Here is a 14,294-nt window from a genome sequence, read left to right on the forward strand (position 1 = left end):
AATAATGCAAATTTGCAAGAGAAAGATAATTTGTTGCATGGGAGATTTTTTTGCGTAATCTACGCCGCATGGCCCGTTTAGCTGTTGGAGGATGGCGGGGCGATGAAAGAGGAGGATGAAACATGCAGGTCAATCGCCGTTCATTTCTGATGGGCTCGGCAGGTGTCGCTGCCGGGCTGGCCTTCGGGGCCGGAAGCGCAATTCCGGCCTTTGCGGACGACGCCAAATTGCGTGCCATGTGGTGGGGATCGAACGATCGTGCCAAGCGCACGCTCGATGTCGCCAAGCTCTACGAAAGCAAGAATCCCGGCGTCTCGATCGTCGGCGAATCGCTGAGCGGCGACGGCTACTGGACGAAGCTCTCCACGCAGATGGCCGGCCGCGCCATCGCCGACGTCTTCCAGCTCGAGCCGGGAACGATCTCGGACTATTCCAAGCGCGGCGCATGCCTGCCGCTGGACGAATTCGTCCCCTCGACATTGAAAGTCGATTCCTTCGGCAAGGACATACTGAAGCTGACGACGGTGGACGACAAGCTCTACGGCATCGGTCTCGGCCTCAACTCCTTCGCACTGTTCTTCGACCAGACAGCCTTTGAAAAGGCAGGCATTCCGGTGCCGACGGCGGATCTGACCTGGGATGAGTACGCCAAGCTCGCGGTCGAACTCACGAAAGCCGGCGGCAAGGATAACTACTGGGGCGGCCCTTATGGCGCGCGCTACGCCTACGTCTTCGATGCTTGGCTGCGCCAGCGCGGCAAGAGCCTCTATGCCGACGGCAAGCTCGGCTTCAATGTTGATGACGCAACGGCCTGGTTCACCTATTGGGAAGATCTACGCAAGAAGGGTGGCACGGTTGCGGCCGACGTGCAGACGCTCGATCAGAATACGATCGACACCAACTGCCTGGCGCTCGGCAAGTCGGCGATGGGTATGGCCTATTCCAACCAGCTTGTCGGCTATCAGCTGATTTCCAAGAACACGCTCGCGATCACGCTCCTGCCGCGTGAAAAGAAGGGTGGTCCGTCCGGCCACTACTATCGCCCGGCGTTGATATGGAGCGTTGGCGGAACCACGAAGAACGGCGAGGCTGCGGCCAAGTTCATCGATTTCTTCGTCAATGATGTCGAGGCTGGCAAGATCCTTGGCGTGGAGCGTGGCGTGCCCCTATCGCCTGCCGTGCGCGAGGCGATCCTGCCCAACCTTAATCCGACCGAGCAGGCCACCGTGAAGTATATTAACCTGCTGAAAGATCAGGTCGGCGAATATCCGGCGCCTGCGCCGCTCGGTTCGACCCAATTCGATCAACGCGTCTTCCGCCCGATCGCCGACGAGCTTGCGTTCGAGCGGACGAAACCTGCCGAAGCGGCGGCACGTCTCCTGGAGGAAGGTAAGGCGACGATCAAGGGCTGATCGCACGCCACATCGGCTAAGCTTTCGATCGCGGCGGCCATTGGTCTGCCGCGTTTTTCTTTGTCTCCAAATGCTTTAATGACAATCGTATGATTTTTGCGTGAGAAAACCTTTTCTCACTTGACGCAAAAGTTGGGAAAAGCTTTTCTCATCTTTAAATGAGGAGAAAGCGCGGTGAACATCGCGGGAGGAAAAAGAGGCCGGATCACCATCCACGACGTCGCGGCGGCGGCGGGGGTCAGCATTTCGACCGCCTCGAAGGCTCTGAACGAGACCGGTCGCATGAGTGCGGAAACCCGCGAGCGCGTAAAGCGCATTGCCGGCGAAGTTGGTTTCCGCCCGAATGCGCTCGCCCGGGGCCTCTTGAGCAAGCGCAGTTTCACGATCGGCCTGCTGACCAATGATACCTACGGGCGCTTCACGCTGCCTGTGATGGCCGGCATTTCAGAGGCGCTCGTCGATCACGGCGTATCGGTTTTTCTCTGTGCGATCGAAGATGATCCGGCGCTTGGCCAGATTCATGTCGACGCAATGCTCGAAAAGCAGGTCGATGGCATCATTGCCACCGGCAAGCGATTGGATCGGCAGCTTCCGGTCGATCTGTCGAACCTGCATGTCCCTGTCGTCTACGCGTTCACAGAGGGGACGCCGGCAAGCGTCACCTTCCGCTCCGACGACGCGCAGGGTGCGCAATTGGCGGTGGAGTGGTTGGTCAAAATGGGCCGTCGGCGGATTGCCCATGTGACTGGGCCGGAGAGCTTTTTTTCCGTCCGCGAACGCGCGGATGCCTATCGCGATGTCATTGGCGGTGAGGGCCTCGTCATGTTCGGCCATTGGGCGGAGGCCTGGGGGCACGAAGCCGTTGCAGAGATCTGGAACGGAGAGAGCGAAAAACCGGACGCCATCTTCTGCGGCAACGATCAGATCGCCCGTGGCGCTGTGGATGCGCTCCGCGAGCGCGGTGTTCGCGTGCCGGAGGATGTTTCCGTGGTCGGCTTCGACAATTGGGAGATTGTCGCCGGCCAGACGCGGCCACCGCTTACCTCCGTCGATATGGAGTTGAAGGAGCTGGGGCGCCAGGCCGGATTGACGGTTCTGGCGCTGGCGGAGGGACGCCCGGTGGAACCAGGCGTCAGGAAATTGCCGTGCCGTCTCGTGGTGCGGCAGTCATGCGGGGCCCAAAACCCCAGGAGATGAAGAACCGGCGCGGAGGAGATGCGCCAATTTGGGAGGAAGTGCCATGATTAAGCGTCTGCTGGCTGCGACAAGCGTTGCCACCCTATGCCTGGTGTCCGGAGCATCGGCCGCCGAAAAGGTCGAAATGTGGGTCCGCACGGGTATCGGCGAGTCCTTCAAGAAGGTCGTCGAAGCCTACAACTCCAGCCACGAGAACCAGGTTGTTGCGACGGAGGTTCCGTTCTCGGAACTTGTCCAGAAATACGCAACGGCGATCGCCGGCGGCCAGGCGCCGGACGCCTTGTCGATGGACCTTATCTACAACCCGGCCTTTGCCGCTGCGGGACAGCTGGAAGACTTGACGGATTGGGCAAAGAAATTGCCCTATTTCAATGCGCTATCGCCATCGCATGTTCGCCTCGGCACCTATCAGGATCGCGTCTACGGCCTGCCGCTTTCTGTCGAAACGTCGGTCTTCGCCTGGAACAAAGACCTGTACAAGAAGGCTGGTCTCGACCCTGAAAAGGCGCCCGCGACCTGGGAGGAAATCACAACCAACGCCGAGAAGATCCGCAAGCTCGGTGACGATACCTACGGCTTCTATTTCTCCGGCGGTGGTTGCGGCGGCTGCATGATCTTTACGTTCACGCCGCTCACCTGGGGTGCAGGTGCTGATATCCTGTCGGCCGATGGCAAGACGGCGACGCTTGACACCCCGCAGATGCGCAAGGCCGTCGACTACTATCGCGACATGGTGAAGAAGGACCTTGTCCCGGCAAGTGCTGCCAGCGACAATGGTGCCAACTTCCTGACCTTTACCAACGGCAAGATCGGTCAACAGAGCCTCGGCGCATTCGCGATCGGCACGCTCGTCACCGAGCATCCCGACATCAACTTTGGCGTGACCCTCATCCCGGGCGTTGACGGCAAGCCGTCCTCCTTCGCCGGCGGTGACAACTTCGTCATCACCAAGGGCACCAAGAAGATCGATGCCGTGAAGGAATTCCTCGAATACATTTACTCGATGGACGGCCAGAAAGTCATGGCGAAGTACGGTAGCCTGCCGACCCGCGGCGATATCGCCGACAAGGTGCTCGCCGGTCTCGATCCAAGGATGCAGGTCGGCCTGAAAGCCATCTCGGTCGCAAAGACACCGTACACGCTGCAGTTCAACGATCTGATCAACAGCGCCAACGGTCCGTGGGCAACCTTTACGAACGCCGCCATCTTCGGTGACGACGTCGACGGTGCCTTCAAGAACGCACAGTCGGAGATGCAGTCGATCATCGACAGCGGCCAATAATCTCCCAACGGCCGTGGCCGGAGGGTGGTGGCAGTCCTCCGGCCGATTTTATCAGGAATGATGCGGAGTGTTTCGATGACCGTGACGGGTCGAAAGCAGACAGCATGCGTGCGCAGACGCGCCCCGAGACCGGAATGGACCGGCCTCCTCTATATCGCTCCGGCGATGCTTTTGGTGATCATGTTCTTCGTGTTGCCGGTCGCCTTCACCGCCTGGATGAGCCTTCACAACTGGCCGCTGATGGGGGCCTCGCGCTGGATCGGCTTCAACAACTACTTCCGCATGTTCAATGACGGCCGTTTCGTCGCGGCGCTGAACTTCACTGCCTATTACACGGTCATCGTGACGATCCTCATCTTCGCGGTCGCCTTTCCGCTTGCTCTTTTCGTCGAGCGGCAGCGGGCCTTCGTCAGTACCTATCGCACCGTCATCTTCCTGCCCGTCGTCGTCGGTCTAGCGTCGGCGTCGCTGCTGTGGGTATGGCTTGCCAATGTCGACAGCGGGTTCATCGGACCCGCCTTGAAGGCGCTCGGACTTGTCGAGAAGAGCCCCAATCTGCTTGCCACCTTCGACAGTGCATTCCTGACGATCTGCGTCATGGTGGTGTGGAAGATAGCCGGCTTTACAATGATCATCCTGCTGACAGGACTGCAGGCGATCCCGGCCGATCTGACGGAGGCCGCCGTCGTCGATGGGGCAAGCTGGTGGCAGCGGTTCCGCTTTCTGACGCTGCCGCTGATGCGCAGGACGATCGCGCTCGCGCTTATCATTTCCGTGACGGGGTCGATCCTCGCCTTTGATCAGTTTTACATCATGACCTCTGGCGGACCGCAAAACCGTATGATCTCCGTCGTCTACTACATCTTCAACCAGTCTTTCGTGTCCTTCAATCTCGGATATGGCGCGGCCTTGTCGATTGCGCTTCTCGCCATTCTCGTGGTCATCAGCGTCGCGCAGCTCTGGCTGCTGCGTGTTGGGGAGGAGAGCTGATGAGCCTCGTCACCGGTCGCAAGAGAAGCCGCGAAATCCGTGGGCAGGCCGCCTACCACGGCACCGGCATAGCCGTTGCCATTTTCTTTCTCGCTCCGTTTGTCATTACGCTGATGGCCTCGTTCCGGCATGGAACGGAGGCGCGGCTGCCGCCGCTGCCGCCATGGCCGACAAACGGCATCAGTTTCGATTCCTACCGTTCGCTCGACAGTTTCGGCGCCGGCATTTTGCAGCACACCCTCAATTCGCTCATCGTGTCGCTTGCGACCGTTGTGCTGACCGTGGTGATCAGCCTGCTCGCCGGCTACGGCTTTTCGCGCTATCGCTTCCCGCTGAAGAATGTCTTCTTCATCCTGATCATCGCGACGCTGATGATCCCGTTCCAGTCGATCCTCACGCCGCTCTTCATCATCCTCGCCAGGCTCGGGCTCAACAATTCGCTCTTTGGCCTGACGCTGGTTTACGTGACGCTGCAGCTGCCGTTTTCGGTGTTCATGATGCGCAACGCCTTCGATGCGGTGCCGAAGGAGATCGAGGAAGCAGCGCGTATCGACGGCGCCCACGATCTGAAGATGCTCGTGCTGGTTCTGCTGCCGCTCGTACTGCCGGGTGTCGCGACGGTGGCGATCTTCGCCTTCCTCAATGCCTGGAACGAATTCCTGGCCGCGCTTGTGCTGCTTTCCAGCAACGAGAAATACACGCTGCCTGTCCTTATGATGGCGGTGCGCGCCGGTCGCCTCGGGGCGATCAACTGGGGTGCCGTGCAAGCGGGTGTCGCAGTCATGACCATCCCTTGCCTCATCGTCTTCCTGCTTCTGCAACGCTACTACATGCGCGGGCTCATGGCCGGCGCGGTGAAATGACTTCTGAAAGAGAGATGGATCAAGCCATGAACAAGTTGAAAAGAGACCGCCAGTTTCGTCCGCTTCCCGTGCCTGATGTCGATGTGCACGGCCTCTTCGGGGAGCGCCAGGACGCGATCTGCGATTCCACCGCTGAAACGCTGCTCGACCGTTGCGTCGAGGCGGGGATGTTGCGTGCGATCGATATCGACCAGCCGAGCCCCGGGATCGTGATCCCGATCGGCCCATGGGGTGGTTCTACGCAAATGTTCTGGGATAGCGATTTCGGCAAGTCGATCGAGACCGTTGCCTACTCGCTCTATCGCCGCGCCAATCCCGCTCTGGAAGCCCGTGTCGATGCCATCGTCGACATGTATGAGAAGCTGCAGGACAAGGATGGCTATCTGAATGCGTGGTTTCAGCGGGTTCAGCCCGACCGCCGCTGGACCAACCTGCGCGACCATCACGAACTCTATTGCGCCGGCCACCTGATGGAAGGGGCGGTCGCCTATTATCAGGCCACCGGCAAGCGCAAGCTGCTCGATATCATGTGCCGCTTTGCCGACTACATGATTACCGTCTTTGGTCACGGCCCGGGCAAGATCCCCGGCTATTGCGGCCACGAGGAAGTCGAACTGGCGCTGGTCAAGCTTGCCCGTGTGACCGGCGAGAAGAAGTATCTGGACCTTGCCAAGTTCTTCATCGACGAGCGCGGAACCGAACCGAACTTCTTCACCGAAGAAGCAATTCGTGACGGCCGCGATGCCGCCGACTTCCATCAGAAGACCTATGAATACGGCCAGGCGCACGAGCCGGTTCGCGAGCAGAAGAAGGTCGTCGGTCATGCCGTGCGCGCCATGTATCTCTATTCCGGCATGGCCGACATCGCGACGGAGTATAATGACGACAGCCTGACCGGGGCGCTCGAGACGCTCTGGGACGACCTGACGACCAAGCAGATGTACGTCACCGGCGGCATCGGCCCGGCGGCCGCCAACGAAGGCTTCACCGACTACTACGATCTGCCGAACGAAAGCGCCTACGCCGAAACCTGCGCATCAGTCGGCCTGGTTTTCTGGGCGAACCGCATGCTCGGACGCGGCCCGAACCGGCGCTATGCCGATATCATGGAGCAGGCGCTTTATAACGGCGCCATGGCCGGCCTGTCGCTCGACGGCAAGACGTTCTTCTACGAGAACCCGCTGGAAAGCGCCGGCAAGCACCATCGCTGGATTTGGCACCATTGCCCCTGCTGCCCGCCGAACATTGCCCGGCTGCTCGCCTCGATCGGCTCCTATATGTACGGGGTCGCGGAAGATGAGATCGCCGTCCACCTCTATGGCGAAGGCAGGGCGCGATTCAAGATGGCGGGTGCCGATGTCGCACTGACCCAGAAGACCCGCTACCCCTGGCATGGTGCTGTTCATTTCGACATCAAGACGAGCAAGCCGGCGCAGTTTGCGGTTTCGCTGCGCATCCCGGGATGGGCAAACGGCGCCACGCTTGCCGTCAACGGCGAGGCAATCGACATCGGTTCGGTCGACGTCGACGGTTACGCCCGCATCGAACGCGAATGGCGCGATGGCGACAAGATCGATCTGGACATCCCGCTGGAAGCGCGCTCCCTCTGGGCAAACCCGTTGGTGCGCCAGGACGCCGGACGCGCCGCCCTGATGCGCGGCCCGCTCGTCTATTGTGTGGAGGCAACGGATAATGGGGCGGGCCTGAACGGCATCCGGCTTGGCGAAGACATTGCGGCAAAGACGGCGGAGATCGCCGAGCTCGGTGGTGCGATTGCCCTCGATATTCCTGTGACGAAGGATGAGGCGGATTGGGGCGCGACGCTCTATCGCACCAGGCCTCCCGCGGCCGAGAAGGCGACAGCCCGTTTCGTGCCCTACCATCTCTGGGACAATCGTGCGCCCGGTGAAATGCTCGTCTGGGTCCGTTCCGCGACCCAGCGTGAGTGATGCCGCGTTAGTTCGCCTACTGTCGTCGCCGGCTTTATCTGCCGGCGACTGCCTTGGGTTGCCGCCGCGCCTGCGCTTTGATCATGCATACCCAATTGCGCCCGATCGCAAGACCGCTTGCATCTGATTCGCTCGCATGCTTGGCAGCAAGCCCCGCATAGCCTTCATGCCAGCCCGGCTCCATCTGCTCGATCGAAGCGGCAAATTCGGCCTTCCAGCTGTCGATCACCGATGCGCTGGCCTCGAAGTGGAACTGCGTGCCATAGGCCGCGCGTCCAACGCGAAACGCCTGGTTCTCCGTCAGGCCGCTTGTGGCGAGACGCGTCGCGCCCTCCGGTAGCGTAAACGTGTCACTGTGCCACTGGAAGGTTGTGAAATCGTCCGGGAGGTCGGAGAGCAGTGCATCCGTCTGGCCCTCCTTGGACTTGCTGACTGCGTGCCAGCCGAACTCCAGTCCGGCGTTCAGATGGTTCTCCGCGCCGTAAGCACGCGCGAGAATCTGTGCGCCGAGGCAGATGCCGAGCACTGCCTTGTCGGCCTCGACGAAGTCGCGCATCAATTGCGCAAGCGTCGGCAGATACGGATAGTTCTGATCATCGATCGCATTCTGCTCGCCGCCGAGCACCACCAGAGCGTCATGACCGGCACTGCCCGCAGGCAGCTTGCCGTCGATCCAGGGACGGAAGCGCTCAATCTCTGCGTTGGCCTCCGCCAGCGCCACGCCCAGCAAGCCAAGCGGCGTGCTCTTCATGTTCTCGATGACGGCGACCCGCATCAGCATCTCCAATACGATCTTCGACTCGGACAGGAACACCAAGCGCTCTACGATTGCAATATCGATTGCGCCACGCCTCGGCAGTTCTTAAATCGGCATGACGAAAGGAAACCTGACATGAGTGACAAGAAGGCCCGCGTGACGATCCTCTACTGCACCCAATGCAACTGGCTACTGCGTGCCGGCTGGATGGCGCAGGAGCTTCTGCAGACCTTTGCCGACAGCCTCGGCGAGGTGGCGCTCATTCCTGGGACTGGCGGCAACTTCGAAATACGGGTCGATGACGTGCTGATCTGGGAGCGTAAGCGTGATGGCGGCTTTCCCGGTCCGAAGGAGTTAAAGCAGCGCGTCCGCGACATCATCGAGCCCGGCCGGGACCTCGGTCACGTCGACCGCGCCTCGCTGGAAAGCTGAGCCTAGTCGTAAGGTGAATTGCAGGTCTTGTAGATGCCTTCGTAAGTCACGAATCGGTCGGTCTTCGGATTGTAGGTCCGATACTGATTGCGGCACCAATCGACGTGAAATTGTCGTCCTTGCGTCTTAGGCTGCACCGTGCGCACTGGCGGCGGATCGTAATAAAGCGGTGCCGGTCCCCGCGCGCCTGGCCGATAGTAGGTCGGGCCGGTGGCCGTCGGCGGTCGATAGTTAGGCTGGACGTAGGACGGTCGGAACGATTGTACCGGCCCGAAGGTAAAGCAGCCGCGCGCATCGCACATGGTCGACCCCACAGGGACGATGTCCGACTGGCCGGCGACGGGCGAAAAGGCGCCAAGCGGCATCGCAAAGATCGCATTGGGCAGCAGCGAGAAGAGCGCAATCAGGCAGAGTTTGTGAAGGCCGGACATCGGACGATCCTTTCTTGCTGCATTTATATAGGGCCGATTGTGTCGATCGCTACCGCTGCCTCAGATTGGGCCCTCGTCAACATAGACCGGCATCAACGAGTTTTTTGCTGCCTGTCAGGAAAACTTTAAAAACCCTGTTGACAGCAAGAGGCCACGCCCGTACATGGCTCTCCGTCGCCCAGATGGCGGAATTGGTAGACGCGCAGGTTTCAGGTACCTGTGCCGCGAGGCGTGGAGGTTCGAGTCCTCTTCTGGGCACCATTCCATTTTGATCGTTATCCAGATCAAATACTTAGGCCTTTCCAATAAGTTGCGCTCACCACACCGTGTAACAAAGGTGAGTAACATGAGGCTGCAACTGGTGGCGCCGACGCAGCGAAAAGATTCGGCCAATCCGCATTTATCCAGCGTATTCCCAGCGACTTGAAGGCCAGTATGGTCGGCATGACGGTCGAAATGCCGCTTGGTACTGACGCTGTTCCCATCACCATCACCGACAAGATGCAGGCCATACGGTTGTCCCTACGCACGGCAGATGCTGGCGAAGCGAAGGCAGGCAGCAATCATTGCCTATCTTGAAGGCCTCTACCGCAACCTTCGGGCTACCGCGCGGATCTCGCCGACCATAAACAATGCGTGGCGCTGTCCGGCGAATTGTATCGGTCTTGGTTGGCCGACCTTGAGACATCCCGGCGGATCACGTTTCAAGTCGAGGCAGAAGCGTCGTGGGATACGGCGTTGACTTGGAGGAAGAGGCCGCCGCCCTTCTCCTGGAGGCGGACAGGGTGGAGCAACTGGACAGGACGGACCTTGAGCAACACCTAGGGCCGTTGGTGAACCGGCTGTTGTTGAGGCGTGGGTGTTACCTGAGCCTGTGCCATATAAATCTCGGCTCTATAGCGCGACGATCAGGATGAGACGGCGTCTCACCTTGATTGTCGCCGCGCACGGCTCAATCCTAAGCACGGTATATGCACATTTCTGCGCACATGAAGACCCCTTTGAGAACTGCACCCTCCCCGGCTCCCCCAATTTAGGACGAGGAACGGTCGGCGTCGCGGCGGCTCCTGCCAAGCCTCTCCCGTGATTACCGCAGGGCTTAATATCTAGCAGGGGCCTGGTTCGGGGACGATCATCTGGCTCAGAGGGTTCCTGCATCGGATGGCTTACGGAAGCACCGGGCCGTTCAATATCGGTGGATCGCCATCTGGCGCGGATTCATCAACAGTGCCTTGCGGCCCATCAGGCCCTACCGTCAGCGAATCCCTTCCCGGAAAGACGATGGCCGATTCTGTATAGCCAGACAGCGCTCATTCGCAACGGGCAGCGGACCGTCTTTGCCTGGGAGACGGAAGCGGTGCATCTCTTGCTTACGCTTCTGTGCAAGAAGCGCTCGCGTGGCTCGACCGAAGGTCGTCACCGCCCCGGAAAGGACTGCCACCTCTTGCACTTTCGCCATCGGCAGTAGAGAATCTCACGCATTGCGGTATTGGTAATTGCAGAACTTAAAAGGGCAGATTGCCTTGATCATTCTCGAACAGCTCGATCATCTCCCCGACAAGAAGCGCCGTGAGCTGAGCCGCGTCGTGCAGATCATCTTCGAGGAGTTCGAGGACGCCCAGAAGAACAAGTTGTCGGACAAAGCCCGCGCCGGCCGAATCCTGAAACTGATCCTGTTTGGCAGTTTCGCACGTGGCGATTGGGTCGAGGATCGCGACAGCGGCTATCGTTCCGATTACGACCTGCTGGCCGTCGTCAACGTCGAGAGCTTCGCCGAGGAGAACGACGTCTGGCAGGCGATCGACGATCGGCTGACGCGGGAGTTCGCCGTCACCGGCCATCTCGAGACACCGACCAAGGTGATTGCCCATAGCCTGGCCGACGTCAACGACAAGCTGGCGCGGGGACTGCCGTTCTTCATGGACATCGCCCGTGACGGGATTATGCTCTATGAAACGCCCGGCCATCCGCTGGCCGCGCCGAAACCGCTGACACCGGAGGCGGCCCGAGCGGAAGCGCAGCGGCATTTTGATCAGTGGTTCCAGCTGTCGGTAGATGCACTCAAAGTCGCTGAATTTAGTCTCTCCAACGACATCTGGCGTCACGGCGCGTTCATGCTGCATCAGGCGACGGAGGAAGCCTATCATTGCGCCCTCCTCGTGCTCACGCTCTACTCCCCGAAATCGCACCGGCTCAGCGTGCTTCGAACGCATGCCGAACGTATCGAGCCGCGGATGATGGAGGCATGGCCTCGCGACAGCAAGTTTGCCAGGCGCTGCTTTACCCGGCTTGACCGGGCCTATGTCGATGCCCGTTACTCGCCGCATTACGAGATCACGACCGAGGAGCTTGCCTGGCTGGTCGGGCGGATCAAGGTGCTGCAGTCTCTCGTCAAGGATGTCTGTGAAGCGCGCCTGCGCAGTTAAGGCCGGTCGAAGGCCCGACGGCAGGCGTTGCCGGCAGATGGCCCGCGCGCCGCCGGATAGCAAGGTAAGCTACGCCGGCTCCCCCTTCACCGTCGCTACGATCCAGTCTATCCGGAGCCGCTGTCGAGCGGTCATATGCCGTAAGCCAGGATTATGCCGCATGGCCCAGAGTTGCAAAGCGAAAGCCGCTACAACGGCTTCCTGTTTCTTCCGCGAAAAGACATCACCAACGCAGGTAACGACGTCCGATCAGGCTGCCGATTGCAGTCAAGGCCGCGATCGGCAGATAAAAGTGATGCAGTCGTGTGGGGTATGATCGAGCAGCCGCAGCATACGGTAGAGTTTCTGCGGGATCGTCAGCCCCTGCATATGGTTCATCGCGATTTCATCGTGCATGGGCGTGTCTCTACACATGAGTTAGCGAACGGAACAAAATGCGTCCGTCCGTAAGGCACCGGCGAGATTAGCCGAGAGGTAGAACGCAGGAGTCTCCGCAACAGCCGCCGCGACCGAACCGGCAAGCGACATGCCTGCTGCCAGTGCTTCGATATAGGCGGCACCACCGGCCGGCAGGCGATGAACCTCGACGCTCATATGAGCTCGGACGATCAGCGCATCTTGGCCGCACCAGTCGACAACCGGCCCGAGTTCAGATCGATGGCTGGCATGTCGCCGACAACGCAGTCTGCCTGTTCGAGAATGAATACAAGTTGCCGTTCGTCGATGCTTGGATCGGCGCTCATCTGGTGGCAGTTGCCGAACACGTCTTCCCACGCTGCTGGTGATCGGTCTGGCAAGCCGTCTTTCCGCCCTTGCCCTTCTTGGCATGGCACTGGTGATCGAGTTATTCGTCTATCCCGATGCTTGGCCGACGCATGGCACCTGGGCCGTCTGCTTCCTCGTGATCATGGCGGGGGGGCCAGGGCGACCATCGATCGACCACCTGATCGCGCGCCACTTTGGCGACGCCGCCCGATAGCTCAGCGGACCGGCTGATAGTGTCCGCGCCGCGGCACCTGCGTCCCGACGCTCTCCACGCCGTCACGATCGCAGACATAGACGAGGGTCGGCAGCCCGCCGGTACGGAAGATCTTATCGTATCCGCGGCGAAGCGGCCGCGTCTCCGTCCGGCAGTCATACTGTTCTTCGTCCTTCGGCTCCGGCCGTGCCTTGACGCCCGGCAGGTTCGCGTAGGGATAGACCGACTGGGTCTGTGCTTCGCCGGCGCGCCGCCAGTCCGTGGCAAAGCTCGCTCCCGGCGCCAGGCTTGCGCCGGCGGCCATGGCTATCAACAACGCTCTTGCGAACCGCATATTTGGCGCCTCGCCGGATATCGGACTTCATTTTCTTCGTGGATGTAGGCGCAACTGCGATCCGCATCAAGCAAGCGGATCACTCTGTCGGCCGTCATCTCGAAAACGTGACTTCGTCGAGGTGAGTTGCATGCGGTGCTGCGTACGGCGGGGATACGCGTCTTGACGACGCAAGCGGAACGGAGTTTTGCGTGCTCTGCCGTAAGTTGGTCGCGACGGGGAGACGCAAGGGCCTGCAAGGTTCTGACGGTTTCTCTTGCAAATAGTTGCACGAATGAAGGCGCGGTGCTCTATCCGTGACTTTCGCTTTGATCTAAGCAGCCGGCCGATAGGCGGCGCGAGAGGACGGAACAGATGACGAGCTATGTATTGACGGTGACGTGCAAGTCGACGCGCGGGATCGTTGCGGCGATTGCGAACTACCTGGCGGATCAAGGCTGCAACATCGTCGATTCGTCGCAGTTCGACGACCTCGATACCGGCAAGTTCTTCACCCGTGTTAGCTTCATTTCAGAAGAAGGTGTGGGCCTTGCGGCACTGAAAGAAGGCTTCAAGCCGGTCGCCGAGAAATTCGAAATGGATGCTGAAATCCATGCTGGCGACAGCCGCATGAAGGTGCTTCTGATGGTGTCCCGTTTCGGCCACTGTTTGAACGACTTGCTCTACCGCTGGAAGATCGGTGCTTTGCCGATCGATATCGTCGGCGTGGTCTCCAATCATTTCGACTATCAGAAGGTTGTGGTGAACCACGATATCCCGTTCCACCACATCAAGGTGACGAAGGAAAACAAGCCGCAGGCCGAGGCTCAGCTCCTCGACCTCGTGGATCAGACCGGCACCGAACTGATCGTGCTCGCGCGCTACATGCAGGTCCTTTCCGACGCCATGTGCCGCAAGATGTCGGGCAGGATCATCAACATCCATCACTCCTTCCTGCCAAGCTTCAAGGGCGCCAACCCATACAAGCAGGCCTATGAGCGCGGCGTGAAGCTCATTGGTGCCACGGCGCACTATGTGACGGCGGATCTCGATGAGGGCCCAATCATCGAGCAGGATACGGCCCGCATCACGCACGCTCAGAGTGCGGACGACTATGTCTCTATCGGCCGGGACGTCGAGAGCCAGGTGCTGGCGCGTGCCATCCATGCCCATATCCATCGCCGCGTTTTCCTGAACGGCAACCGCACGATCGTATTTCCCGCAAGCCCGGGCAGCTATGCCTCCGAGCGCATGGGCTGATCG

Annotated in this window: 15 protein-coding genes, 1 tRNA gene and 1 pseudogene; 12 read left to right on the plus strand and 5 right to left on the minus strand. The window is 60.1% G+C overall.

What is annotated here, in order from left to right; all coding sequences use genetic code 11:
- Window positions 1-122 precede the first annotated feature (122 nt).
- The 6 genes from PMI09_RS19470 (at window position 123) to PMI09_RS19495 (ending at window position 7,693) form a co-directional block, all read left to right on the plus strand.
- Complete coding sequence (locus PMI09_RS19470) at window positions 123-1,412, plus strand: ABC transporter substrate-binding protein (protein WP_007798281.1); 1,290 nt, start codon at window positions 123-125, stop codon at window positions 1,410-1,412.
- A 174-nt stretch (window positions 1,413-1,586) separates the two neighbouring features.
- Complete coding sequence (locus tag PMI09_RS19475; protein WP_007798284.1) at window positions 1,587-2,609, plus strand: LacI family DNA-binding transcriptional regulator; 1,023 nt, start codon at window positions 1,587-1,589, stop codon at window positions 2,607-2,609.
- A gap of 43 nt (window positions 2,610-2,652) precedes the next feature.
- Window positions 2,653-3,891, plus strand: coding sequence for an ABC transporter substrate-binding protein (locus tag PMI09_RS19480; protein ID WP_007798287.1), 1,239 nt, complete (start codon window positions 2,653-2,655; stop codon window positions 3,889-3,891).
- 75 nt (window positions 3,892-3,966) lie between these two features.
- On the plus strand, window positions 3,967-4,881 hold the full coding sequence (locus PMI09_RS19485; protein WP_007798292.1) for a carbohydrate ABC transporter permease: 915 nt from the start codon (window positions 3,967-3,969) through the stop codon (window positions 4,879-4,881).
- Window positions 4,881-5,744 carry a carbohydrate ABC transporter permease gene (locus PMI09_RS19490; protein ID WP_007798294.1) on the plus strand — a complete coding sequence of 288 codons (864 nt, stop codon included), beginning with the start codon at window positions 4,881-4,883 and terminating at the stop codon, window positions 5,742-5,744. Before PMI09_RS19485 ends, PMI09_RS19490 begins: the two co-directional genes overlap by 1 nt.
- 26 nt (window positions 5,745-5,770) lie before the next feature.
- Window positions 5,771-7,693: a glycoside hydrolase family 127 protein gene (locus PMI09_RS19495; protein WP_007798297.1), complete on the plus strand. Its 1,923-nt coding sequence runs from the start codon at window positions 5,771-5,773 to the stop codon at window positions 7,691-7,693.
- Between the two features lie 34 nt (window positions 7,694-7,727).
- Here the strand turns inward: PMI09_RS19495 and PMI09_RS19500 are convergent, their stop codons facing one another.
- The gene (locus PMI09_RS19500; protein WP_037083603.1) at window positions 7,728-8,468 is read right to left on the minus strand and encodes a type 1 glutamine amidotransferase; all 741 of its coding nucleotides are present in this window, start codon (window positions 8,466-8,468) and stop codon (window positions 7,728-7,730) included.
- Window positions 8,469-8,585: 117 nt separating this feature from the next.
- Between PMI09_RS19500 and PMI09_RS19505 the strand changes: the two genes are divergently transcribed.
- Window positions 8,586-8,882 carry a SelT/SelW/SelH family protein gene (locus PMI09_RS19505; RefSeq protein ID WP_007798303.1) on the plus strand — a complete coding sequence of 99 codons (297 nt, stop codon included), beginning with the start codon at window positions 8,586-8,588 and terminating at the stop codon, window positions 8,880-8,882.
- A 2-nt stretch (window positions 8,883-8,884) separates the two neighbouring features.
- Here PMI09_RS19505 and PMI09_RS19510 read toward each other — a convergent pair whose 3' ends face one another.
- Entirely contained in the window at window positions 8,885-9,313 is a 429-nt protein-coding gene (locus PMI09_RS19510; protein WP_007798306.1) for a BA14K family protein, read from the minus strand.
- 176 nt (window positions 9,314-9,489) lie between these two features.
- Between PMI09_RS19510 and PMI09_RS19515 the strand changes: the two genes are divergently transcribed.
- The 3 genes from PMI09_RS19515 to PMI09_RS19525 all read left to right on the plus strand — a co-directional run bounded on the left by PMI09_RS19515 (window position 9,490) and on the right by PMI09_RS19525 (window position 11,739).
- Window positions 9,490-9,574: transfer RNA gene (locus tag PMI09_RS19515), tRNA-Leu, on the plus strand.
- A gap of 174 nt (window positions 9,575-9,748) precedes the next feature.
- Window positions 9,749-9,892: a hypothetical protein gene (locus PMI09_RS31415; protein ID WP_007798309.1), complete on the plus strand. Its 144-nt coding sequence runs from the start codon at window positions 9,749-9,751 to the stop codon at window positions 9,890-9,892.
- Window positions 9,893-10,836: 944 nt separating this feature from the next.
- Window positions 10,837-11,739, plus strand: a complete 903-nt coding sequence (locus tag PMI09_RS19525) for a HEPN domain-containing protein (protein WP_007798312.1) — start codon at window positions 10,837-10,839, stop codon at window positions 11,737-11,739.
- Window positions 11,740-12,006: 267 nt separating this feature from the next.
- Here the strand turns inward: PMI09_RS19525 and PMI09_RS32555 are convergent, their stop codons facing one another.
- Together PMI09_RS32555 and PMI09_RS31595 are read right to left on the minus strand one after the other, a co-directional pair.
- Window positions 12,007-12,135, minus strand: coding sequence for a hypothetical protein (locus tag PMI09_RS32555; protein WP_007798315.1), 129 nt, complete (start codon window positions 12,133-12,135; stop codon window positions 12,007-12,009).
- Window positions 12,136-12,156: 21 nt separating this feature from the next.
- The gene (locus tag PMI09_RS31595; RefSeq protein WP_007798318.1) at window positions 12,157-12,333 is read right to left on the minus strand and encodes a hypothetical protein; all 177 of its coding nucleotides are present in this window, start codon (window positions 12,331-12,333) and stop codon (window positions 12,157-12,159) included.
- A 59-nt stretch (window positions 12,334-12,392) separates the two neighbouring features.
- On the opposite strand from PMI09_RS31595, the pseudogene PMI09_RS19530 reads away from it, so the two are divergent.
- Window positions 12,393-12,718: pseudogene (locus PMI09_RS19530) on the plus strand (DoxX family protein); the annotation flags it as partial.
- 1 nt (window position 12,719) lies between these two features.
- Here PMI09_RS19530 and PMI09_RS19535 read toward each other — a convergent pair.
- Entirely contained in the window at window positions 12,720-13,052 is a 333-nt protein-coding gene (locus PMI09_RS19535) for a hypothetical protein (RefSeq protein WP_007798321.1), read from the minus strand.
- 354 nt (window positions 13,053-13,406) lie between these two features.
- On the opposite strand from PMI09_RS19535, the gene purU reads away from it, so the two are divergent.
- Window positions 13,407-14,291, plus strand: a complete 885-nt coding sequence (purU, locus tag PMI09_RS19540; protein WP_007798326.1) for a formyltetrahydrofolate deformylase — start codon at window positions 13,407-13,409, stop codon at window positions 14,289-14,291.
- Window positions 14,292-14,294 lie beyond the last annotated feature (3 nt).

Origin of the sequence: Rhizobium sp. CF122, from assembly GCF_000282035.1 — a bacterium.
Lineage (GTDB): Bacteria > Pseudomonadota > Alphaproteobacteria > Rhizobiales > Rhizobiaceae > Rhizobium.

Bases quoted from the DNA above. Each gene is read 5' to 3' on its own strand.
- PMI09_RS19470 (WP_007798281.1), top strand. From the start codon at position 123: ATGCAGGTCAATCGCCGTTCATTTCTGATGGGCTCGGCAGGTGTCGCT.
- PMI09_RS19480 (WP_007798287.1), top strand. From the start codon at position 2,653: ATGATTAAGCGTCTGCTGGCTGCGACAAGCGTTGCCACCCTATGCCTG.
- PMI09_RS19485 (WP_007798292.1), top strand. From the start codon at position 3,967: ATGACCGTGACGGGTCGAAAGCAGACAGCATGCGTGCGCAGACGCGCC.
- PMI09_RS19490 (WP_007798294.1), top strand. From the start codon at position 4,881: ATGAGCCTCGTCACCGGTCGCAAGAGAAGCCGCGAAATCCGTGGGCAG.
- PMI09_RS19495 (WP_007798297.1), top strand. From the start codon at position 5,771: ATGAACAAGTTGAAAAGAGACCGCCAGTTTCGTCCGCTTCCCGTGCCT.
- PMI09_RS19500 (WP_037083603.1), bottom strand. From the start codon at position 8,468: ATGCGGGTCGCCGTCATCGAGAACATGAAGAGCACGCCGCTTGGCTTG.
- PMI09_RS19505 (WP_007798303.1), top strand. From the start codon at position 8,586: ATGAGTGACAAGAAGGCCCGCGTGACGATCCTCTACTGCACCCAATGC.
- PMI09_RS19510 (WP_007798306.1), bottom strand. From the start codon at position 9,313: ATGTCCGGCCTTCACAAACTCTGCCTGATTGCGCTCTTCTCGCTGCTG.
- PMI09_RS31415 (WP_007798309.1), top strand. From the start codon at position 9,749: ATGGTCGGCATGACGGTCGAAATGCCGCTTGGTACTGACGCTGTTCCC.
- PMI09_RS32555 (WP_007798315.1), bottom strand. From the start codon at position 12,135: ATGCACGATGAAATCGCGATGAACCATATGCAGGGGCTGACGATCCCG.
- PMI09_RS31595 (WP_007798318.1), bottom strand. From the start codon at position 12,333: ATGAGCGTCGAGGTTCATCGCCTGCCGGCCGGTGGTGCCGCCTATATC.
- PMI09_RS19535 (WP_007798321.1), bottom strand. From the start codon at position 13,052: ATGCGGTTCGCAAGAGCGTTGTTGATAGCCATGGCCGCCGGCGCAAGC.
- purU (WP_007798326.1), top strand. From the start codon at position 13,407: ATGACGAGCTATGTATTGACGGTGACGTGCAAGTCGACGCGCGGGATC.